Below are 21,708 nucleotides of genomic sequence, written 5' to 3'. Positions count from 1 at the left end.
CGTTTGTCGAAGCCCTGCTCTTTCTTTTCCACCGTTGTGTCGGAAGAAGAACGGCGCCCTTCGACTGCCTGCCTGCGGCAGTCGCTCAGGACAGGCTTCGACAAGCTCAGCGCAAACGGGGCAGCTGTCCTACAATCGCTTGCGGATCTTCAAGTACAGCCACGGATCGAACTGCGTCTCGCGCCGCTCGCGATAGAGCAGGGGCGCGTTATTGCGCGGCCCCGAATAAATGTCGCGGACATAGGTTTCGGTCACATCGGTCACGTTCCCGCCCTCCAGCCGGATCGTCCAGTCGGACGTCGGCTTCCACTGGACATAGACCGTAACCAGCGGCGGCAGCCGATAGTCGCGAAACTCGCGCACCCGATAGGTGGTCGACTTGTCGACATCGCATCCGTGCTGAACGCCCCACGACCAGCGCCCGTCATCGATATCGTGGTTCAGATTGACCGCGCAACCGAACGCGCTGGTGCCCGAAATCCGGCGGCTCTCCCCCGTCAGCGGGTCGGTCGCTCGCGTCCAGTACCACGCGGCGCGCAGATAGAGCTGGACGCCCTTCAGCCCCAGCCTGTCGAACGGAAGCGTCGCGCTGGTTTCGAGGAAATCGCCCGACCCCGATCCGATATTGCCGACCGCGTCATAGCCGTCGGTCAAGGGGATGAAATCGACGATATCCTCATATTCGTAGTGCTGATACAGTGCGGAAACCACGCCCTTGCCCCAGAAACGATATTCATAGCTCGCTTCGTAAACCGTCGTTTGCTGCGGCTTCAGATCGGCGTTTCCACCCGCCACGGTCCCCAGTTCGATTTCGCTCGACGCGACGAAATCATCGAAATCGAGCTGCCCGAGGACATGTTCGTAACGCAGCCGGACCTGGTGGCCTTCGCCGGGCACCCAGGTGAGTTGCAGCCGCGGCTTGGGGTAGAAGAAGCTCTTGCTCTGGTCGGTGTCACCGTTCTGGGCGATCCGCGAGACCTCGGCGCGCACGCCGGCTTCGAGCGTCAGCGAATCGCCTGCCTTCCATGTCGCCTGTACGAAGCCTTCGCCGCGCAATTCGCTGACATAGACCGATTCGTTCGGCAATGCGACGCGCGCGCCGTTGCTCAGATAGCCGGTGGTGCTGTCGAGGAAGTTGTACGCGATTTCGCCGCCGCCCTCGAACGCCCATTCCTCCTCGGGCTTGTAGCGCAGGATCGCGCGGCCGACGCTTTCGCCCGAGGTCGAGCGCAGCGAAAAATCAGCGACGCGCCCGCCCGAGGCCGATTGCTGATCATAGAGATAGCGTCCCAGCCGCTGCAGCCCGGTCAGTTCGATTTCGAAATCGCCGCCGATAGGCCTGGACCAGGTCGCACCCAGTTCGCCGCTCCAGTCGCGGTCGCTCGCTTCGTTATGCTCGTTCGCGCCGCTGCCCGCGACGACAGTGAAATCCTGCCGGATGTCGCTGGTGTCGAGGCCGACCAGCGCGTTGAGCCGCAGCTTGCCGCCGCCCCCGGTCGGCCGCACGATCGTTCCGCGCAGATTGATGCCGTAAATGCGGTCGCGCGTATCGAGATCGGCGCTCTGGATGAGGTTGCCCGCCACGTCGGTCCGTACGCGCGATCCGTGCGAAGTCGTTCCCGTCCGGTCGCGCGTCCCGTAGATCGAGAACTGCGTCTGCCGTTCGCCTTCGCTGCGCGTATAGGTGAGCCGCGCCTGCGGCCCGACGCCACCGTCGGGATAGATGTAGCTGTTGAGATCGGTGACCCATTGGCTGGTCGCCGCGCGCTTTCTCACGACATTGGCGACCACCGCATAGCCGTGCATGTCGATCCCCGGCGCACCGCCGCGCACCAGTTCGATCCGCTCGACATTGGACGCCGGCATACGGGCCAGTATCTCGTCGATACGATCGCTTTTCGACGCAGGCACGTCACCGTCGATCAGCACATTGCCTGCCGCACCCGCCAGACCGCGAGTCGACGAACTGCCGACGTCGAGCGAAAAGCCGGGAATACGATCGATCATGTCATAGGCGGTGGCGGGGCTGTAGCCGGCGAAAAAGGCCTGGTCATAGACGAGGACGCCATGATCCTCGGCGGACGGCTCTTCCTGTACCAGTGCATTGTCGACCGGCGCCGGCAGGGAATCCTGCCCATATGCCGGAGCTGCCCCCACGACCAGCACGGCCGATGCGAGCCACGCAATACGCCGATACTCCCCCAACGCGCGCCTTCCCTTCCCCCTTTGGAGTTGCCCTGCCGCGCCCCTGATCAAGGGCGGCCGGCACTCCCGCAACTTGCGCGACCCGATGCGACTTTGCGCCGATCTTTTCCGGTTAGCCCAATACATTACAGCATCGACAAGGCGCGGCCAGACCCGCCCGTATTTTTTTGCTCCGGTGCGGCGCAAATAGCGCACCGCCCATTGAACGGGAAAATATCTCTGTCCTACAAATAACCATATGGGTTATTTCCGAGTCGTTCGAGGCGACCGGAGGTCAAGATGACGGTGAAAGCGATGATCGATGCGCTGATCGCGCGCGAAGGCGGGTTTGTGGACCACCCGGCGGATCGGGGCGGCCCGACCAATTGGGGGATCACCGAGGCGGTGGCGCGCGCCGAAGGCTATGACGGCTCCATGCGCACCATGCCGAAAAGCAGCGCGGCCGCGATCTATCGCCGGCTTTATTGGGAAGCGCCGGGGTTCGACCGGATTGCCGAACGCGCGCCCGCGCTTGCGGAGGAACTGTTCGACACCGGCGTCAACATGGGGCCCCAGATCGCGACGGGATTTCTCCAGCGCGCCCTCAACGCGCTCAATCGCAACGCAGCTGATTTCGCCGATCTGGTACGCGACGGCAGCATCGGACCGAAAACGCTCGCGGCGCTCGACCGCTTTCTCGAAACGCGCGGCCCGGCGAGTGAGGCGGTGCTGCGCAAGGCCGTCGATGCGCTGCAGGGCGAACGCTATCTCGCGCTCGCGGAACGCCGCCCCGCCAATGAAGCCTTCGTCTATGGCTGGCTCGCCAATCGGCTGGACTGAAACCGTCGCTCGCACGCGCACGCGCACGCGTACGCGTACGCGTGCGCGTGCGCGTGCGCATGTTGCGTTGCGACTCTGTGCGAACTTACCGCGGCAATCCGCCGCAATAGAGGAGACACCAGATGGGTTTACTCGATGGCCTGCTCGGCCCGATCACCGGCCTGATCGACAAGATCATTCCCGATCCCGAGGCGCGCGACCGCGCGAAGCTTGAACTACTCCGGCTCGAAGGAAGCCAGGAACTCGAAACCGTGCGCACGCGCCTGTCGGCGATCGTCGCCGAGGCCCAGTCGGCCGACCCCTGGACCAGCCGGGCGCGGCCCAGCTTCCTCTATGTGATGTACGTGCTGCTGCTCTGGGCGATTCCGATGGGGCTGATCGCTGCCGTCAGGCCCGAAACGGCGCAAAGCATCGCCCAGGGCATGAACGCCTATCTGTCGGGCATTCCCGAGCCGCTCTACGCCCTCTTCGGCACCGGCTATCTCGGCTATACCGCCGCGCGCCAGTGGGGGAAGATCAAGGGCGTCGAAAAGTAGCGATCACAGAAAAGGCAGCAGCAACAGCGCCCAGGCGGCGATACCGATGGGAAGCGCGAAGAGGATGCCGCGCAATGCGGTTCCTTCGCGCTTTTCCGTCTCACCACCGAAATCGGCGAGCTGCGCCATATCGCAATCCATCGCCATCGCGCCCTGATCCTTGATCGCAAGCCATTCGTAGGACATCGCTTCTCTCCACGCGCTTCGCTCGATCCCTTCCATTTTTATAGGACAAAAGCGTCCCGGGAACCGCGAAGCATCTTTGAAATACCACCTCCTGAAGGCCCCGCCACTTGGGATCATTACGGGGTCCGACTTAAAATTCCCGTAACTTTGTTTCGCTGACGCATCATTTCCCCGGCTCGCCGGCCGGGTTTGCGCGCGGCGCATTGCCATCCCATATGCGCGGGCATGAGTGACAAGTCAGCGGTGTGGCACGGCACCACCATTTTATCCGTGCGCAAATCGGGCAAGGTCGTGATCGCCGGCGATGGCCAGGTGACGCAGGGCCAGACGGTGATGAAACCCAATGCCCGCAAGGTACGCCCGCTGGGCGACGGCAAGGTGATTGCGGGCTTCGCCGGCGCCACCGCCGATGCCTTCACGCTGTTCGAGCGTCTCGAGGCCAAGCTGGAGCGGCACCATCACCAATTGCTGCGCGCCGCGGTCGAGCTCGCCAAGGAGTGGCGGACCGACAAATATCTGCGCAATCTGGAAGCGATGCTGATCGTCGCCGACAAGGACATCACGCTGATCATCACCGGCAATGGCGACGTGCTCGAACCCGAAGCGGGCATCGCCGCGATCGGATCGGGCGGAAATTACGCGCTGTCGGCGGCCCGTGCACTGGTCGAGTATGAACCCGATGCGGAGAAGCTGGCGCGCAAGGCGATGCAGATCGCCGCCGACATCTGTGTCTATACGAACGAGAATCTGACTGTGGAAATCCTCGACAGCGATAGCTGAAGCGCGACGCGGGAGGCTGCATGGCGATCGAACTGAACCACAGCATCGTCTGGGCATCGGACCCGGCGGCATCCGCCCGATTCCTGGCCGAAATCCTGGGCCGGCCCGAGCCGGTCCGATTCGGCCATTTCCATGTCGTGGCGCTCGACAACGCCGTCCAGCTCGATTTCGCCCGGACGCAGGAAACGATCCAGCAACAGCATTACGCCTTTCTGATTGAAGAGGCCGATTTCGATGCCGTGTTCGCGCGCATCCGGGAAAGGCAGCTCCCCTATTGGGCGGATCCAGGCCAACAGCGCCGGGGCGAGATCAATCATAATGACGGGGGTCGCGGCGTCTATTTTCCCGACCCCGACAATCACCTGCTGGAAGTCATCACCCGCCCCTATGGCGGATGGGCATGACGCCTCCCTCCTTCGCGCTGCGGAGGCGCGGTACTTCCCTTCCCGCCAGCTTCGCATAGGATCGCACGATGCGCCCTGCCCCCTTCCCGCAACTCGATCGCAGAGCCGTCGCCGCCGGTCTGGCCGCGCTCGCGCTGCCGGGCTGCGCCACTACACGGCCCGAAAGCGCGGCTTCGACGGCGGCGCGCGGGCTGTGCCTGCCCCCGGTAAAGGCCTCGCCGGATCGGATGATTCGCGCTGTCGCGGGCCTGCGCCCCTATCGCAAATCGGGCTTCGTCGTCCGCCGCGACACGCTCGGCGACACCGCGCTCGTCCATAATTACGGGCATGGCGGCGCGGGGATCACACTGAGCTGGGGCACGTCGCGGCTGGCGGTCGATCTCGGCCTGCCCGGCCACACCGGGCCGGTCGCGGTGATCGGTTGCGGCGTGATGGGGCTCTCGACCGCGCGGCTGGTGCAGGATGCGGGCTTTGCCGTCACCATCTACACCGACGACTTGCCGCCCGCCACGACGTCGAACATCGCCGGCGGGCAATGGCATCCCTATGGCCATTTCGACCGCGATTCGGTGACGCCGCAATGGCGCGCGCAATTCCTCGCCGCCGCCGATTACAGCTGGCGCCGCTTTCAGCTGATGATCGGCGACGCGTACGGAATACGCTGGCTTCCCACTTATAATCTCGGCGGCACCGAGCGGCAGCTGCTGCCCACCTTCCCGCCCGAAAATCACGAGCTGACGCGCGCGCAGCATCCCTTTCCGATCGATCGCGCCGCGCGTTTCACGACGATGTACGTCGAAACCGGCCGCTATCTGCGCCAGTTGATCCGCGATTTCCGCATCGCCGGCGGCGCCATCGCGCGCCGCAAATTCACCGCGCCCGGGCAACTCGCAGAACTGCCGGAAAGCCTGGTGTTCAATTGCACCGGCCTCGGCTCGCACAACCTGTTCGGCGATACCGGCATGACACCTGCGCGCGGCCAGCTCGCCATCCTGCTGCCCCAGCCCGAGATCGAATACGCCTATACCGGCCGGTTCGGATACATGTTCCCGCGCCCCGACGGCATCCTGCTCGGCGGCACCTTCGAGACAGGCCAATGGGACGCGACGCCGCAGGACGCGGACATCGCCCGCATCATCGACGGGCACCGCCGCCTCCACGCCGATCTGCGCTGCCCGGCTTGATCGGCGCGCGCGCATCCCAATATCGGCGTGCATGATTCACCCGGGCGGCGGTTTCCCGCCCCTTTCCCAGCAGAGCGAATGAACGACACCCTCACTCCCAAAGCCATTGTTTCCGCGCTCGACGCGCACATCATCGGGCAAAAGGACGCCAAGCGCGCCGTCGCCGTCGCGCTGCGCAATCGCTGGCGCCGCCAGAAGCTGGCGCCCGACCTGCGCGACGAGGTGACGCCCAAGAACATCCTGATGATCGGCCCCACCGGCTGCGGCAAGACCGAGATCAGCCGCCGCCTCGCCAAGCTGGCCGATGCGCCGTTCGTGAAGGTCGAGGCGACCAAGTTCACCGAAGTCGGCTATGTCGGGCGCGACGTCGAACAGATCGCCCGCGATCTGGTCGAAGAGGCGATCCGCCTCGAAAAGGACCGCCGCCGTTCCGCCGTGCGCGAAGCCGCCGAGGGCGCGGCTATGGACCGGCTGCTCGACGCGCTGACCGGCAAGGACAGCTCGACGGCGACCCGGGAAGCGTTCAAGCAGCGCTTCGACGAGGGCATTCTCGACGACAAGGAAATCGAGATCGAGCTCGAACAGGCCCAGCAAATGCCGTTCGAAATCCCCGGCGGCGGCGCGCAGATGATCAATCTGGGCGAGATGATGGGCAAGGCGTTCGGCGGCCCGCCGATGAAGCGCCGCAAGCTCACCGTCCGTTCGGCCTGGGACAAGCTGGTCGACGAGGAAGCCGAAAAGCGGCTCGACCAGGACGAAGTCAGCCGCGTCGCGATTGCCGACGCCGAAGCCAACGGCATCGTCTTCCTCGACGAAATCGACAAGATCGCGCTGAGCGAGGGCCGCAGCGGCGGCTCGGTGAGCCGCGAGGGCGTGCAGCGCGACCTGCTGCCGCTGATCGAAGGGACCACGGTCGCGACCAAATACGGGCCGATGAAGACCGACCATATCCTGTTCATCGCGTCGGGCGCCTTCCACGTCGCCAAGCCGAGCGACCTGCTCCCCGAACTTCAGGGCCGCCTGCCGATCCGCGTCGAGCTTTCGGCGCTGACCGAGGCCGATTTCGTCTCGATCCTCACCGACACCAAGGCCGCGCTGCCGCAACAGTACAAGGCGCTGATCGGCACCGAAGGGGTGACGGTAGACTTCACCGAGGACGGCATCCGCGCGGTCGCGAAAATCGCCGCCGAAGTGAATGCCGAAGTCGAGAATATCGGCGCGCGCCGCCTGCAGACGGTGATGGAAAAGCTGCTCGAGGAAATCAGCTTCGAGGCGGAAAACCGCACTGGCGAAACGCTGACGGTCGATGCGGCCTATGTCGAGGACCAGCTTTCCAGCATCGCGCGCAACACCGATCTCAGCCGGTACGTGCTGTAAGCGACAAGCAGAAACCCCGTTGCTGCGAACAGAACAGGCAAATATTCGCCGCAACGGTACCGATGCTGTTCAAGACATCTTCCCCAATACCCATTTACCCGGTATTTGCCTCCCGCCCGATCCAGGGCATCTTTTGGGGGTACATCAATGAAGAAGTATCTTGCGGCGCCGGTGCTGGCGCTGCTTGCAGTCGCCTGTCCGGCATTCGCACAGTCGGAAGGCGGCCGGACGGCCGAAAAGCAGTTCAACGGCCCGTGGGTTGCCGCGTTCGCCGGTATCGACGTGTTCACGCTTCAGGAAAACAACGATTCGGGCACCGAGCGCGACTTTCTGTACGGCGGTTCGATCGGCTATGACTATGCCACCGACAGCGGGCTGGTGATCGGCGTCGAAGCGGAATACAGCAAGTCGCAGGTTTCGGTTTCTGTACCCGATCTGCTGTTCCTCGGCGACGAATTCCGGTTTGAATCGGACGGCGACATCTATGCCGGGGCGCGCGTCGGCATCACCAGCGGCCCGACCCTGCTTTACGTCAAGGGCGGCTATGTCAGTTCGTCGACGACCTTCACCTATGATGATCCCGCCGCGCCGTTCGTGCTCGAGGAGGACCAGACCAAGTCCGGCTTCCGCGTCGGACTGGGGGCCGAATACGGCAAGAAGACGCTCTTCGGCCGTGTCGAGATGCGCTATCAGGATCTCGGCGAGTTCGAAGTGTTCGGCACCGGCATCGGCTATGCCCGCACCAACACGCAGATCGTTCTGGGCCTCGGCGCCCGCTTCTGATCTGGCATTCCGCTCCGGGGGCGCTTGCCGGCGCCTCCGGGGCGGGTTCGGCCCGATCAGGCCGCCGTGTCAGGGACGGCGATACTCGGTGAACGCACCCAGCGTGCAGCTTCCGGTGAGCATGCCACCCGAGCGCGAGACGGTCCGCACCGTGTCCTTCTCGCAATAACTGCTGCCATTGAGGGTTTCGAAAACGATCAGATCGTCGCGCGAGGCACCGGGACAGCCGGTGATATCGGCGACATAGACGCGGTCGCGCCCCTGTTCGAACAACAGCTTGCCGCCCACGCCCTCGACTCGGGAAATGCGTACCTTGTCGATGCAGCGGCGCGTTTCGCCCGGCTGCATGCCTTCAAGCGCGGCGGCCAGTTTCTGCGCCTGGCGTTCGGAATAGCTGGTCGAGCCGCCTTCGCCCGCAACGGGCGCACAGGCGGCGGCGAACAGCAACGAAGCGGAAACGGCAATCGCACGATACATGGCGAAACTCCCTGAATGGCTACTCGCGAGTCGAACGACTCTAGCCGGCGAAGTTATCCTTCGCTTCGCGAAGTTGCGCCAGTGTTTCCGCATCTGCGGCGCGCATGAAGGGATTGGTCTCCAGCTCCAGCGCGATGCTGGTCGGCACCGTCGGCTCGCCCGTCGCGCGCGCGGCATCGACCGCGACCACGCGATCGGCGATGGCGGCATTGTCGGGCTCAGCGACACGCGCGAACCGGCCGTTTGCCTGGGTATATTCGTGCGCGCAATATACCGTGGTTTCCGGCGGAAGCGCAGAGAGCCGCCGCATATTGGCGAACATCTGCGCCGCGGTTCCTTCGAACAGCCTGCCACACCCCATCGCGAACAGCGTGTCACCGATGAAGAGCATTTTCTGATCGGGGAAATGATAGGCGATGTGGCCGGCGGTATGCGCGGGCACTTCCAGCACCGTCGCCGTCGCGGTGCCGAGGCGCACCGTATCGCCTTCGGCGACCAGCCGGTCGGCGGTCGGAATCCTTTCCGCCTCGGCCGCCGGGGCGATCACGCTCGCACCGGTCGCCACCTTGATCGCCGCGTTGCCGCCGGTGTGATCGGGGTGCCAGTGCGTGTTCCAGATCGCCGAGATCCGCCAGCCCCGCGCTGCGGCGGCCTCGAGCACCGGGTCGGCCACGGCGGGATCGACCACCATCGTCTCGCGGCTTTCCGGTTCGTGGACCAGCCAGACGTAGTTATCGTTGAGGACGGGGATGCAAACGACTTCCATGACTTCCTCCCTCTGGCTGCTGCCCGGTCTAGGGGGAATTGCCCCGCGATGCCAACGCACCGGGGCGGGATCGCGACTTTTTTGATCCAGCGGTCCCCAAAACACGTCAAATCACCGCGCCGGGAGACACGGTTAACCGATCGGAAAGCAGTGCTGCGTAGGCGGGCGTTGTGCGTCGGATTTCGTCTTTCCTCGCTGCGCTGCTGATCGCGCTTTTCCTGACCGGCATTTCCGCCGCCCGGGCGGAGCATCCGATCGGGCGCGACGGGTGCGGCGTGGCCACCGACAAGAGCGCCGGCCTGACCGATGCGCTGCGCGAACGGGCCGCCCATTCCTGCGCCGCGCCGGGCAGCCAGCCAGGTGCGCGACAATGGACGGTGATCGATTTCGAAACGCCGGTCGGATTCGATGCGCCGGTCTCGCTGCGGACCAAGTTCACGGATTTTTCCGCCGTCGCGGTGCATGTCCAATATGCCGACGGCCATTGGTCTTCGCGACAGTGGGACAGCGGCATCGCCCAACGCAACTGGATCGCCGGCGGCCGCATGACGCTGCCGCTGGAAGCCGGGCCCGAAGGCGCGCCGGTGCGGCGGATCGTCATGTCGGTCGACGACGCCAATTCGTCCGACATGCTGGCCAATCTGACGATCGTTCCCACGGCGCAGGTGGCGGCGCACGATTATGACGTGGCGTTGCTCTTCGCGCTGCTGTGCGGGCTGGTGGCGGTACCGATCCTGTACGACCTCGCCTTCCTGCTGGTGCTGCGCGAGCGGTTCCTCTTCTGGCACCTGGCAATGGCGTCGTGCTCGCTTTTCTACATCTTCATCTCTTCGGGGCTCGTCGTCGTGATCTTTCCGGGGATTCCGACGTCGCTGCGCTGGTCACTGCATCTGTGGAGCTTCATTCTCGCCATTGCATCGGCAATGCAGTTCGCGGCGCATTATCTGACGGAGGGCGGACTGGGTCGGCCGATGCGCGTGCTGATAAAGGGAGCGGCATTGCTTGCCCTCACTACCGGACTGCTGCTCGGCATTCTCGATCTCGGGGCCGTCGCCAACTACGACCTTCTCCACGATACCAGCCTGGGGCTGGTATTGCTCACCTGCATCGTCGCGCTGGCGCACGGGCTGATGCGGGGCAGCCGTCCCGCGCGCTTCCTGGCGGCGGCATGGAGCCTGACGCTCATCTTCTTCGCCGATCGCTGGCTGCGCGCCTTCGGCTTCTATTCAGCGCCGGACTGGATGAGCTACGCCGTCTATGTCGGGCTGGCGTTCGAAACGGTCGTCACCGCGCTCGGCGTCGCCGACCGGTTCCTGTCGATCCGTCGCGACCGCGATCACGCGCTGGCACTGGCCCGCACGATGGAGCATCTCGCCGATACCGACCCGCTGACCGGCATCGGCAATCGCCGTGCCGTCGAACGCCGGTTCCGCAACGCCCCGCGCCCGACGGCGCTGGCGCTGATCGACCTCGACCATTTCAAGCACGTCAATGATCGCCACGGCCATGACATCGGCGATCTTGTGCTCAAATCGGTCGCGCGTGCATTGAGCACCATTCCCCGGCATCTCGCCGGGCGCATGGGCGGCGAGGAATTCGCGCTGCTCCTGTACGGCCCCGATCCGCTGGCCGATGCCGAACGGCTGCGTCAGGCGATCACCGCCCATGTCGCGCGCGACGTGCCCGGGCTGGACAGCCCGGTGACCGCGAGCATGGGGCTGGCGCGCCTCGAAGGCGGCGAAGTTTTCGAAGCCGCCTGCAAGGCCGCCGACACGCTGCTCTACGACGCCAAGAAAAGCGGTCGGAACCGGCTCTACAGCGGCCATTTCGACTATGCGATGCGGCAAAAGGCAGCAGCGGAAAAGCGATCCTCCGCCGCGGCCTGACCGCAGGGCTTACCAGCTCCCGATATTGGGCATCGACATCCAGGGCTCGGCCGGGTCGAGTGTACCGTCCTGCAGCAATTCGATCGAAATGCCGTCGGGCGTGCGCACGAACGCCATATGCCCGTCGCGCGGTGGGCGATTGATTGTTACGCCGCCGTCCATCAGCCGTTGGCAGGTTTCGTAGATGTCGTCGACGCGATAGGCGATATGGCCGAAATTGCGGCCGCCCGAATATTCTTCCGGGTCCCAGTTATGGGTCAGTTCTACTTCCGCATCATCGCCCGGGGCGGCAAGATAGATCAGCGTGAACCGCCCCTGCTCACTGTCGAACCGCCGCGTCTCCTCAAGCCCCAGCAGGTTGAAGAAGGCGATGGTGGCATCGGGATCGGTGACCCGGATCATCGTGTGGAGATACTGCATGGCTATTCGTCCTGGCTTTCGGGGGGTGTGTCGAATTGCTGCAGCGCCTGTCGCGCGGCGGCGGCGCGGGCAGTGCCGGGGGCCAGCGTGATGACTTGCTCCCAGGCCAGCCGCGCGCCGTGCGCGTCACCGCTGAGCGCGGCGATGTTGCCGCGTTCGAGCTGGACGGCAGGGTCGTTCGGCGCCAGTTCCGCCGCGCGCGCGATATCGCGATGCGCGCGCGGCAAGTCGCCCGTGCGCCGCGCCAGCGTCGCCGAAAGCAGCCAGGCGAAGGGATCGTCCGCCGCAAGCCGTACCGCCTGATCGAGGTCCTCGCGCGCGCCGGCGTCGCTCCCGGAAGCGACGCGCGCCCGCGCCCGATCGAGATAGGTCTGCCCCAGCGTGGGTCCCTTCAGCGCGTCGATTGCGATCGCCCGGTCGAGCGCTGCGGTCGCCCGGGCGACATTCCCTTCGGCAAGCCAGGCGTTTCCGGCGAGCGCCCACAGATTCGCCGCGCGCGCGGGATTTTCCTCGCCTGCCGCATCCGCAGCCGCGCTGAACGCCGAAGCCGCGTCGCGCCAGCGCTGCTGGTTGGCGAGCGCGAGGCCAAGGCATTCGCGCGCGGCAAAGCCGCCGCCGTCGACCACCCATTGCGTCGCAAGCGTTTCGCCGCGACGCGGCGTCTGCACCGCCGCGCGCATGCATTCCTCGCCGCGATCGGCTGTCGGCAGCGGCGGCGGACCGGCTACCTGCGCCGCCAGGATCAGGGCGAACATGCCGTCACCACATCGCTTACCGCCCGCTTAAGCAACGCGATGTCCTGTTCGCGCGACAGCCGATGATCGCCGTCCTTGATCAGCAGGGTTTGCACGTCGCCTCCGCTCAACAGTTCGGCAAGGCGCAGGCTGCGTTCCCACGGCACGTCGGGGTCACGCTGGCCGTGGAGCAGCCGCACCGGGCCGGAAAAGGCAATCGGCCCGGTCATCACGCGATTGGCCTCGCCCGATTCCCAGAAGCCGCGCGTGGTGACGGTCGGCTGATCGCTGTACTCGCTATGCTCCTCGATCCGGCCGTCGCGGAGCAGCACCAGCTTCTTTTCCTCGGAAAAGCCCCAATCGGTGAAATCGGGCGCAGCGGCGACGCCGACCATGCCGACGACCTTCTCCGGCCGGGCCAGCGCGACGAGCAGCATCACCCAGCCACCCATCGACGATCCCACCAGCACTACCGGCCCGGGAACCAGCGCGTCGATCAGCGACAGCGCGTCGTCGCGCCAGCTATCGAGCGTCTGGTCCTCGAAATCGCCCCGGCTCTCGCCGCAGCCCGAATAATCGAACCGCAGATATCCGCGCCCCTGCGCCTTCGCCCATGCCTCCAGCGCGAGCGCCTTGCTGCCGCTCATGTCGGACGCATAGCCCGGCAGGAAGACGATGGTCGGCCCGGTTCCTTCGGTCAGATGATAGGCGAGCTTGCGCTGCGCCGTTGCTATATCGGTCATGCCGCGCCTTCTAGCGGCAGCCGATGGCAGGAGAAAGGCGGCGCGCTAAATCACAGCGCCGCCGCGCCGAAGGTATCGCACATCGCCGGATCGCCTGTTTCCAGCCCGCGCTTCAGCCAGCGCATCCGCTGTTCCGACGTGCCGTGCGTGAAGCTGTCGGGCATCACCCGGCCCTGCGACTGGCGCTGCAGCGTATCGTCGCCGATCGCATTGGCGGCGGTCATGCCTTCCTCGATATCGCCCGCTTCCAGCCGGTCGCGATTGCGCGCCGCCCAGACGCCGGCGAAGCAATCCGCCTGAAGTTCGAGCCGCACCGACAGCGCATTTGCCTCGCTCTCGCTGCCCTGGGCCTGGCGCCGCGAAATCTCCGCCGACGTGCCGAGCAGGTCCTGGACGTGATGGCCGACTTCGTGGGCGATGACATAGGCCTGCGCGAAATCGCCGCGCGCGCCGAAACGCTGGACCATTTCGTCGAAGAAGGCGGTGTCGAGATAGACGCCGTCATCGGCGGGGCAATAAAAGGGGCCGACCGCCGAGCTGGCATAGCCGCATTGCGACTGCGCGCCGCCGCTGAAGAAATTGATCGTCGCAGGCTTATAGCTGCGCCCCGCCTGGCGGAACAGCACTTCCCACGTGTCCTCGGTACTGGTCATCACGCGACAAGCGAACAGCCGTTCCTCGCTGTTGCACGCTTCCGAGCCGCGAAACCCGCCGCTGCCGACCTGCGATGATCCGCCACCGCCGGTCATGCTCACCCCGCCGCTGAAATAGGCATAGGCGCCGATCGCGAGCAGCAGCAGGACCATGCCCCCGCACCCGAGCCGCCGCCCCAGGAAGAAAGGCAGAAGGCCGAGCAGCCCCATGCCTCCTCCGCCGCCGCCCCCGCGTCCCAGATCGCGGGCATGTTCGGTCGGATCGAGATCGTCGAGGCGCATCGGCGGCATCCTGTGTCGTTGAGCTTCGGCAACAATGCGCGAGCGGACGGCATGTTGCACGGAGAGATTTTCGGCACGCAGTTTCGTCGCCGCGAAGGGACGAGCGCAATCCGCCATGCGTCTTTTTCACGCGCTACAGCCCGCCGCCCGTTGATGCAGCGCACAACAAGCGCCATCTAGCGCGCATGGCCGATGCCGAGCCCCATCAACGGCGCCACAGCCGCACCGCCGCGATGCCGTTGCCCGATTGCGTGGCGCTAGTGTTGCAGGGTGGCGGCGCACTCGGCGGATTTCAGGGCGGCGTGATCGAAGCGCTCGACGATGCCGGGATCGCGATCGACTGGGTTGCGGGAATTTCCATCGGGGCGGTCAATGCCGCGATCATTGCGGGCAATCCGCCCGAACGGCGCATCGAGCGGCTGCGGCAATTCTGGGACGGCGTCACCGGCGCGCTGCCCGATTTCCAGATTCCGCTCGACGATCGGTTGCGCGAATGGGTGCACGAATGGTCTGCCGCCGCGGTGCTGGCAGGCGGCGTGCCCGGATTCTTTCACCCGCGCCCGCTGCCGCCGATCATGGCGCTGCCCGGTACGATGCAGGCGCTCAGCTTCTACGACAGCGCGCCGTTGCGCGATACGCTCGACGCGCTGATCGACTGGGATCTGCTCAACGACGGGCCGATGCGGCTTTCGGTCGGCGCGGTGAATATCGAAAGCGGCAATTTCCGCTATTTCGACACTGCCGAGGAACGGCTCGACGCGCGGCATATCATGGCCTCGGGCGCATTGCCGCCGGGCCTTCCTCCGGTCGAGATCGACGGCTGCTGGTATTGGGACGGCGGGCTGGTTTCGAACACGCCGCTCAGCCATGTGCTCGACCATCAGGATCGCGAGATGCTGGTGTTCCAGGTCGACCTCTTCCCGGCGCAAGGCGGCCGCCCGCACACGATCACCGACGTGCTGGCGCGCGAGAAGGAAATCCGCTTTTCCAGCCGCACCCGCCAGATCACCGACGAGCGGCTGCAGCTGCGCGAACGGCGCGAGGCCGTGCGCAACCTCCTCGCCAAGCTGCCACCCGAACTGGCTGACGATCCTGACGCGAAACTGCTGGAGGAACTGGCGCACGAGGCGCCGCTCAGCATCGTCCACCTCATCTATCGCGCCAATGCCTGGGAAGGCGGCAGCCGCGACTTCGAATTTTCCGCGCGCACGCTGCGCGAACACTGGCATGCCGGCACCGCCGCGGTGGCCGAGACGATGGCCAATGCGCAGCTGATCGCCAACAACATCCTCGACGGCAAATCCGCCGCCTTCGATCTCACCCGCAAATAACAGGCACAGCACGGAGCATCGTCATGTTTCTCAAAGGCAAGTCGGCCATCATCACCGGATCGACCTCGGGCATAGGTCTGGCTTACGCGCAGGCACTCGCAGCCGAGGGCGCCTCTGTGATGATCAACGGGTTCGGCGATGCCGAAGAAATCGAAAAGGAGCGCGCGGCGCTGGCCGAAAACAGCGGTGCAAGCGCGCTCTACGATGCCGCCGACATGACCAGACCCGATGAAATCTATGCGATGATCGATCGCTGTCACAACGAACTGGGCGGCCCCGACATCGTCATCGCCAATGCCGGGATCCAGCATGTCGACGCGATCGAGGATTTCCCGATCGAAAAGTGGAACGCGATCATCGCGATCAACCTTTCCTCGGCCTGGCATCTGATGCGCGGCGCGGTGCCGCATATGAAGGCGAAGAAATGGGGCCGGATCATCTCGACCGCCTCGGCGCATTCGCTTACCGCCAGCCCGGGGAAATCGGCCTATGTCACTGCCAAGCACGGCATTGCCGGCATGACCAAGACCGTCGCGCTGGAAACCGCGACCGACGGGATCACCGTCAACTGCATTTCGCCCGGCTATGTCTGGACGCCGCTCGTCGAAAAGCAGATTCCCGACACGATGAAGCTGCGGGGCATGACGCGCGAGCAGGTGATGAACGACGTGCTGCTCGCCGGCCAGCCGACCAAGCAGTTCGTCAAGCCCGAGGAAGTCGCGGCGCTGGCCATCTATCTTTGCCGCGACGAAGCCTCGGGTATCACCGGCACCAACCTGTCGATCGACGGCGGCTGGACCGCCCAGTAGCATGCGGCCCGTCGCATAATCCCCGGCCGGGGCTGGACCGCGAGCGCTTCCCGCGCGACAAGAGGGTACGGCCGGCTGGGGAGATTGGCTTCGATGATCGGGAAATCCGCACTGGCGGCCGCCGCAGCGCTCACACTCGCTTCGTGCGGGATTTATCGCAGCATGTATGCACCGCCTGGAGAGATGGGGTCGAACTGGCGCGGCGTCGCGACGCCCGCCGATCGCGACCGGCTGCGTCGCTGGCACGATGCCTGGGATGCGGCGCTGCCCGCCGCGCGCGCCGCCGATCCTGATGCGATCGCGCAGGGCGGCGCGCTGTTCGCGCCCGATCGCGCGCTGGCAGGCGCCATGCCGCCGCCCGGCACCTATCGCTGCCGCACCTACAAATTGGGCGCCGCCGGGCCCGCCGCGCATGATTTCATCCGCTTCCCGTGGAGCGAATGCCGCGTCTTTTTCGAGGATGAAGTGCTCGGCCTGCACAAGCTGGGCGGCACGCAGCGCCCCGTGGGGCTGCTCTTTCGCGATCGCGACGCGCGCGCGATCTTCCTCGGCACACTCGTGCTCGGCGACGAAGCAGCGCCGCTGCGCTACGGCACCGATACGACGCGCGACATGATCGGCTATGTCGAACGTGTCGACGATGCGCGCTGGCGGCTGGTCCTGCCCTGGCCGCGCTTCGAATCGAAGCTGGAAGTGATCGAGCTGGTGCCCGCGAGCGAATAGCGGCGCCGCGCCCTTGCGCGATCGGCCGCATCCCGCGAAGCTGCACCCGCAGCAATCGGGGGGACATCATGCGCAGAACCATCCTTTTCGCCGTCGCGCTCGTTTTGGCGCCCGCCGGGGCGTCGGCCCAGTCCGCCGATCCCGCGCCGCAGGACATGCCGGGCCTGATGGAACTCTATCGCCATCTCCACGCCAATCCCGAACTGAGCCTGCACGAAACCGAAACCGCCGCGCTGCTGGCGGGCAAGGCACGCGAGGCGGGCTATGCCGTTACTGAAGGCGTCGGCGGAACCGGCGTCGTCGCGGTGCTGGAGAACGGACCGGGCCCGGTGCTGCTGATCCGAGCCGATATGGACGGCCTGCCGGTTACCGAGGAGACCGGCCTCCCCTTCGCCTCCACCGTCCGCGCGACGACCGACGAGGGGCTCGAGGCCGGCGTGATGCACGCCTGCGGCCACGATACGCACATGACCGCATGGGTCGGCACGATGCGGCGGCTGGCGGCGCTCAAGGACCAATGGTCGGGAACATTGGTGATGATCCTGCAGCCCGCCGAGGAACGCGGCATGGGCGCGCGGATGATGCTCGCCGACGGACTGTTCGAGCGTTTCCCGAAACCCACTTACGCCATCGCCTTTCACGACAGCGCCGGATTGCCCGCGGGCATGATCGGCGTCACGCCCGGCTATGCGCTCGCCAATGTCGATTCGGTCGATATCGTCGTCCGCGGCACCGGCGGCCACGGCGCATACCCGCACACCGCCAGGGATCCAATCGTCGTCGCCGCCCGCATCGTGACATCGCTGCAGACGCTGGTCAGCCGCGAAGTCGATCCGCAGCAGCCCGCCGTGGTGACAGTCGGCAGCTTCCATGCGGGCTCAAAGCACAACATCATCCCCGACACCGCGACGCTGCAGCTCACCGTGCGCAGCTATACCGACGAAGTACGAAAGCAACTTCTCGACGGCATCGCCCGGATCGCGCGCGGCGAAGCGATCGCGGCTGGCATCGCCGAGGACCGGCTGCCCGAAGTGACGGTGAAGGACGAATATACTCCGTCGACCTACAACACGCCCGAGTTCGCCACGCGCCTGAAGGGGCTGTTCGCCGATCATTTCGGAGAGGCGCGCGTGACATCGCCGACGCCGGTGATGGGCGGCGAGGATTTCGGCCGCTATTACCGCGCCGATCCGACAATGGAGAGCCTGATCTTCTGGGTCGGCGGCGTACCGCAGGAGCAATGGGACGCGGCGCAGCGTGGCGAGGCCGAGCTGCCCTCGCTCCACAGCCCCAAATGGGCGCCCGATGCGCAAGCGGTGATCGGCACAGCCAGCGAAGCGCTGACGCTGGCAGCACTGGATGTTCTGGGGAAGGATTGAGGCGCTAGCAGGAAGTCTGAAGGAAAACCGCCTTCACCCTCCCGGCGCTACGCGCCTCCTTCCCTCTCCCATCGGGAGAGGGAAAAGACGCCGAAGGCGGCGAAGGGTGAGGGCGGGCCCACCTCAATCCACCCAGGCATCCTCCCGCTTCTCCGGCCGAACGTAAATCGACGACAGCGCCGGGATCGCGGCGCGCAGCTCCGCCTCCAGCCGTTCGATGATCGCTTCGCCGTCGCCAAGCGAAACGCCATCCTCGAAATCGGCGCTGATCGCGACGAAGATCGCATCGGGCGAGGTATGGATAGTGCGGACGTGATTGACGTGCATCACCGCCGGTTCGTGCGCCACCATGTCGCGGATGCGCTGCACCAGCACCGGATCGGCCGGCTCGCCGATCAGCAGCCCCTTGGCCTCGCGCGCGAGCAGGGTAGCGACTGTCGCGAGGATCAGCCCGATCAGCATCGATGCCGCGCCGTCGATTTCGGGAATATCAAACGTCACACTTGCCCAGACACCGACCGCCGCGACGATCAGCCCGGCGAGCGCCGCCGAATCCTCGAACAGCACGACGAAAGTCGAAGGGTCCTTGGAATCGCGCAGTCCCCGCCACCAGCCCGCCTCGCCCTTCGCCTCGCGAAATTCGCGCAGCGCGATGAACCAGCTCGTCCCTTCGAGCGCGAAGGCGACGGCGAGCACGATATAGCTGATCGTAGGATCCTCGATCGGATGCGGATCGACGAAATGAACATAGCCTTCGTAGAGCGACACCCCCGCGCCCGCGCCGAAGATCAGGATCGCGACGACGAAGCTCCAGAAATAGAGCTCGCGGCCGTAGCCGAAGGGGTGGATCTTGTCGGCCGGCTTCTCGGCGCGATGTTCGCCGTAGAGCAGCAGCCCCTGATTGCCGGTATCGACCAGCGAATGCACGCCCTCGGTCAGCATCGAGGACGAACCGGAAATCGCCGCCGCCACGAATTTGGCGACGGCGATGCCGAGATTCGCGACGAGCGCCGCATAGATGACGATGTGCTTGCGCCAGCCTGCGGGCTTCTGACCGCCCTCGGCCGCGCTCTGTTTCTGTACGCCCAGTTGCCGCACTCCCCCTTATGCGCCGCTCCCGGTTCGGGAGCGGCGGTGACGGCTCACTTCTTGGCCTTTTCCGCTTCCGGGTCATAGCCCGAGGATTTGGGCGGCTGCGTGCTGTGCACCGGCTGGGTCGTCGCGGGCGGGTCGGATGCGTCCATCGATTCGTCCAGCCCGCGATCGAGCCGCGCCTGGCGGCTTTCGGGATTGCGGTCGAGCCGTTCGGAAATGCTCTCGTCGGTGCCTGCGTCGTCCTTGGACGCCCCCTTGGGATCGGATGCGGTGTCCTTCTCCGGGTCGGGCGGTGCGACCGACATGTCTTCGGTCACGGCTTCTGCGGTCGGGTTGCGATCGGTCATCGGTTATCTCCTGCTTTCAGCAGAAAAACGAGCGAGCCCGCTTGTGCGTTCCCGGCCGGATTTCGGCCACAAAACTGTCCCTCCCCCGGAGGGGGAGGGGGACCGCCGCAGGCGGTGGAGGGGTATTGGCCGCTGACGCTGCGCCTGAGGCGAGCTACCCCTCCACCACCAGCTTCGCTGGCGGTCCCCCTCCCCTTCCAGGGGAGGAACGCGAAGGTGTCGTCCAATAGGACCAACGCACAGGTGCTGAAACTTCGTCGCCACACCAACAAACGAAAAGGCCCGGCGAGTTTCCCCGCCGGGCCTGTTTTCGCATTCCGTGATCCGGGGATCAGCTCCGCTGGCTGCCGAACAGGCGCAGCAGGAACAGGAACATGTTGATGAAGTCGAGATAGAGCGTCAGCGCACCCATGATCTCCACTTTGCTCTGCAGTTCGCCATTGTGCGAGACCTGGAAGTACATGCTCTTGATCTTCTGCGTGTCATAGGCAGTCAGGCCGGCGAAGATCAGCACGCCCAGCGCGCTGATGATCATGCTGCCTTCCTGCGACTGGAAGATGAAGGCATTGAGCAGCATCGCCACGATCAGCCCGAACAGCCCCATGATCAGGAACGTCCCGATCGGGCCGAGGTCGCGCTTGGTGGTGTAGCCATAGAGGCTGAGACCCGCAAAGCCCGCCGCCGTCGCGAAGAATACCGACGCGATCGACGCCGAGGTATAAACGAGGAAGATCGACGAGAGCGAGGCCCCCATCAGCACCGCAAAGCCCCAGAACAGCGCCTGAAGCGTGCCCTTGGACATCTTGTTCATGCCGAAGCTCATCGCGAACACGATCGCCAGCGGCGACAGCATCACGATCCAGCCCAGGCCGCTCGCGCCGCCCGTCTGCGTGTTGTACAGCATCGAAATCGCGCCGCTCGACGCGAAGAACATCGCGACGATGCCCGTGAGCAGCACGCCCGACATCATGAAATTATAGACCGTGAGCATGTAGGACCGCAGCCCCGCATCGACCGCTCCGGCCTCGGTCGCGGTCCCCGCGGCATAGGGGGCGCCCGTCGACCGGGGATCAGACCAATTCGCCATCTAGAACTCCTTTGCCCGGCGTGGCTGCCGGATGGTGCAAATATCAGGCTTCCCGCCCCGAATTTCAAGCGAAACCGGTTCCTTCATCGGGCCGAAGCCTTTAAGGGCGGGTTCATCATGCATCGGTTATTCGTCGGGTTTCGTCCGCCGCCCGCGATTCGGGAGGCGCTGCTGGCCGCGCATGGCGGCATTCCCGGCGCGCGCTGGCAGCGCGACGACCAGCTCCACATCACGCTGCGCTTCATCGGCGACGTTGACATGCATCGCGCCAACGATGCCGCGATCGCCCTCGCGGCGATCCGCGGACCGGCATTCGAAGTCGCGATCGACGGCGTCGGCTGTTTCGAAAGCAAGGGGCGCCCCAACGCCGTCTGGGCCGGCATCCGCCCGCGCGAGGCGATCACGCAATTGCACCAGAAAGCCGATCAGGCGCTGGTGCGCACCGGCCTCTCCCCCGAGCACCGCGCTTATTTCCCGCATATCACCCTGGCGCGCATGAGCCGCACCGCCGGTTCCCCCGACCGCTGGCTCGCCGACCATGCAGGGCTGGCAACGCCACGCTTCCTGCTGACCGAATTCCTGCTGTTCGAAAGCCGCCTCGGCGGCGAAGGCGCGACCTATGAGGCGGTGGAGCGCTATCCGCTGGAGGGGCGGGGGTAGGCAGCCGAAGAGGCGGGACAGGAATCCGGCCGTTTCCGCGTG

Annotated in this window: 24 protein-coding genes; 13 read left to right on the top strand and 11 right to left on the bottom strand. The window is 65.5% G+C overall.

The window, feature by feature from the left end:
- Positions 1-129 precede the first annotated feature (129 nt).
- Positions 130-2,205 carry a TonB-dependent receptor plug domain-containing protein gene (locus G5C33_RS05645; protein ID WP_165326325.1) on the bottom strand — a complete coding sequence of 692 codons (2,076 nt, stop codon included), beginning with the start codon at positions 2,203-2,205 and terminating at the stop codon, positions 130-132.
- 279 nt (positions 2,206-2,484) lie between these two features.
- On the opposite strand from G5C33_RS05645, the gene G5C33_RS05640 reads away from it, so the two are divergent.
- Both G5C33_RS05640 and G5C33_RS05635 read left to right on the top strand, forming a co-directional pair.
- The gene (locus G5C33_RS05640; RefSeq protein WP_165326324.1) at positions 2,485-3,024 is read left to right on the top strand and encodes a glycoside hydrolase family 108 protein; all 540 of its coding nucleotides are present in this window, start codon (positions 2,485-2,487) and stop codon (positions 3,022-3,024) included.
- A gap of 122 nt (positions 3,025-3,146) precedes the next feature.
- Complete coding sequence (locus G5C33_RS05635; protein WP_165326323.1) at positions 3,147-3,560, top strand: holin family protein; 414 nt, start codon at positions 3,147-3,149, stop codon at positions 3,558-3,560.
- Positions 3,561-3,563: 3 nt separating this feature from the next.
- Here the strand turns inward: G5C33_RS05635 and G5C33_RS05630 are convergent, their stop codons facing one another.
- Entirely contained in the window at positions 3,564-3,746 is a 183-nt protein-coding gene (locus G5C33_RS05630) for a hypothetical protein (protein ID WP_165326322.1), read from the bottom strand.
- Between the two features lie 225 nt (positions 3,747-3,971).
- On the opposite strand from G5C33_RS05630, the gene hslV reads away from it, so the two are divergent.
- The 5 genes from hslV (at position 3,972) to G5C33_RS05605 (ending at position 8,274) form a co-directional block, all read left to right on the top strand.
- Positions 3,972-4,526, top strand: coding sequence for an ATP-dependent protease subunit HslV (hslV, locus tag G5C33_RS05625; protein ID WP_165326321.1), 555 nt, complete (start codon positions 3,972-3,974; stop codon positions 4,524-4,526).
- Positions 4,527-4,546: 20 nt separating this feature from the next.
- Entirely contained in the window at positions 4,547-4,930 is a 384-nt protein-coding gene (locus G5C33_RS05620; RefSeq protein WP_165326320.1) for a VOC family protein, read from the top strand.
- Between the two features lie 68 nt (positions 4,931-4,998).
- Complete coding sequence (locus G5C33_RS05615; RefSeq protein ID WP_165326319.1) at positions 4,999-6,114, top strand: FAD-dependent oxidoreductase; 1,116 nt, start codon at positions 4,999-5,001, stop codon at positions 6,112-6,114.
- 78 nt (positions 6,115-6,192) lie between these two features.
- Entirely contained in the window at positions 6,193-7,491 is a 1,299-nt protein-coding gene (gene hslU, locus G5C33_RS05610) for an ATP-dependent protease ATPase subunit HslU (RefSeq protein ID WP_165326318.1), read from the top strand.
- Positions 7,492-7,638: 147 nt separating this feature from the next.
- The gene (locus G5C33_RS05605) at positions 7,639-8,274 is read left to right on the top strand and encodes an outer membrane protein (RefSeq protein ID WP_165326317.1); all 636 of its coding nucleotides are present in this window, start codon (positions 7,639-7,641) and stop codon (positions 8,272-8,274) included.
- A gap of 69 nt (positions 8,275-8,343) precedes the next feature.
- On the opposite strand, the gene G5C33_RS05600 is transcribed toward G5C33_RS05605, so the two are convergent.
- Positions 8,344-8,751 carry a hypothetical protein gene (locus G5C33_RS05600; RefSeq protein ID WP_165326316.1) on the bottom strand — a complete coding sequence of 136 codons (408 nt, stop codon included), beginning with the start codon at positions 8,749-8,751 and terminating at the stop codon, positions 8,344-8,346.
- 40 nt (positions 8,752-8,791) lie between these two features.
- Positions 8,792-9,517 carry a hydroxyacylglutathione hydrolase gene (gene gloB / locus G5C33_RS05595; RefSeq protein ID WP_165326315.1) on the bottom strand — a complete coding sequence of 242 codons (726 nt, stop codon included), beginning with the start codon at positions 9,515-9,517 and terminating at the stop codon, positions 8,792-8,794.
- 170 nt (positions 9,518-9,687) lie between these two features.
- Here gloB and G5C33_RS05590 point away from each other — a divergent pair, with 170 nt between their 5' ends.
- Positions 9,688-11,403 (top strand): sensor domain-containing diguanylate cyclase, encoded by a 1,716-nt coding sequence (locus G5C33_RS05590; protein WP_165326314.1) that lies wholly within the window; start codon positions 9,688-9,690, stop codon positions 11,401-11,403.
- 9 nt (positions 11,404-11,412) lie between these two features.
- Here G5C33_RS05590 and G5C33_RS05585 read toward each other — a convergent pair whose 3' ends face one another.
- Genes G5C33_RS05585 through ypfJ form a run of 4 tightly spaced genes read right to left on the bottom strand, consistent with a single transcriptional unit; the run spans position 11,413 to position 14,235 of the window.
- Positions 11,413-11,823, bottom strand: a complete 411-nt coding sequence (locus tag G5C33_RS05585; protein ID WP_165326313.1) for a VOC family protein — start codon at positions 11,821-11,823, stop codon at positions 11,413-11,415.
- Between the two features lie 2 nt (positions 11,824-11,825).
- Entirely contained in the window at positions 11,826-12,578 is a 753-nt protein-coding gene (locus G5C33_RS05580; RefSeq protein WP_165326312.1) for a tetratricopeptide repeat protein, read from the bottom strand.
- Positions 12,566-13,300: an alpha/beta fold hydrolase gene (locus G5C33_RS05575; RefSeq protein WP_165326311.1), complete on the bottom strand. Its 735-nt coding sequence runs from the start codon at positions 13,298-13,300 to the stop codon at positions 12,566-12,568. Before G5C33_RS05575 ends, G5C33_RS05580 begins: the two co-directional genes overlap by 13 nt.
- Before the next feature lie 50 nt (positions 13,301-13,350).
- A complete protein-coding gene (gene ypfJ, locus G5C33_RS05570; RefSeq protein ID WP_165326310.1) occupies positions 13,351-14,235 on the bottom strand; it encodes a KPN_02809 family neutral zinc metallopeptidase in 885 nt (294 codons plus the stop codon).
- A 185-nt stretch (positions 14,236-14,420) separates the two neighbouring features.
- Between ypfJ and G5C33_RS05565 the strand changes: the two genes are divergently transcribed.
- The 4 genes from G5C33_RS05565 to G5C33_RS05550 all read left to right on the top strand — a co-directional run bounded on the left by G5C33_RS05565 (position 14,421) and on the right by G5C33_RS05550 (position 18,477).
- Positions 14,421-15,566 (top strand): patatin-like phospholipase family protein, encoded by a 1,146-nt coding sequence (locus G5C33_RS05565; protein ID WP_165326309.1) that lies wholly within the window; start codon positions 14,421-14,423, stop codon positions 15,564-15,566.
- 23 nt (positions 15,567-15,589) lie between these two features.
- Complete coding sequence (locus G5C33_RS05560; protein WP_165326308.1) at positions 15,590-16,375, top strand: 3-hydroxybutyrate dehydrogenase; 786 nt, start codon at positions 15,590-15,592, stop codon at positions 16,373-16,375.
- Between the two features lie 93 nt (positions 16,376-16,468).
- Complete coding sequence (locus G5C33_RS05555; protein WP_165326307.1) at positions 16,469-17,098, top strand: DUF4893 domain-containing protein; 630 nt, start codon at positions 16,469-16,471, stop codon at positions 17,096-17,098.
- Between the two features lie 68 nt (positions 17,099-17,166).
- Positions 17,167-18,477, top strand: coding sequence for an amidohydrolase (locus tag G5C33_RS05550; RefSeq protein WP_165326306.1), 1,311 nt, complete (start codon positions 17,167-17,169; stop codon positions 18,475-18,477).
- A 123-nt stretch (positions 18,478-18,600) separates the two neighbouring features.
- On the opposite strand, the gene G5C33_RS05545 is transcribed toward G5C33_RS05550, so the two are convergent.
- From G5C33_RS05545 to G5C33_RS05535, 3 genes are all read right to left on the bottom strand, one after another.
- Positions 18,601-19,566, bottom strand: coding sequence for a cation diffusion facilitator family transporter (locus G5C33_RS05545; protein ID WP_165328723.1), 966 nt, complete (start codon positions 19,564-19,566; stop codon positions 18,601-18,603).
- Positions 19,567-19,619: 53 nt separating this feature from the next.
- Positions 19,620-19,919, bottom strand: a complete 300-nt coding sequence (locus G5C33_RS05540; protein ID WP_165326305.1) for a hypothetical protein — start codon at positions 19,917-19,919, stop codon at positions 19,620-19,622.
- 331 nt (positions 19,920-20,250) lie between these two features.
- Complete coding sequence (locus G5C33_RS05535; RefSeq protein WP_165326304.1) at positions 20,251-21,006, bottom strand: Bax inhibitor-1/YccA family protein; 756 nt, start codon at positions 21,004-21,006, stop codon at positions 20,251-20,253.
- Positions 21,007-21,123: 117 nt separating this feature from the next.
- On the opposite strand from G5C33_RS05535, the gene thpR reads away from it, so the two are divergent.
- The gene (gene thpR, locus G5C33_RS05530) at positions 21,124-21,666 is read left to right on the top strand and encodes an RNA 2',3'-cyclic phosphodiesterase (RefSeq protein ID WP_165326303.1); all 543 of its coding nucleotides are present in this window, start codon (positions 21,124-21,126) and stop codon (positions 21,664-21,666) included.
- Positions 21,667-21,708: the final 42 nt, after the last annotated feature.

Source organism: Sphingosinithalassobacter tenebrarum (assembly GCF_011057975.1).
In the GTDB taxonomy this organism is placed as follows: Bacteria; Pseudomonadota; Alphaproteobacteria; order Sphingomonadales; family Sphingomonadaceae; genus Sphingomonas; species Sphingomonas tenebrarum.
Note: the sequence above shows the minus strand (reverse complement) of the source record. Positions and strands in the feature narration are given on the sequence as shown.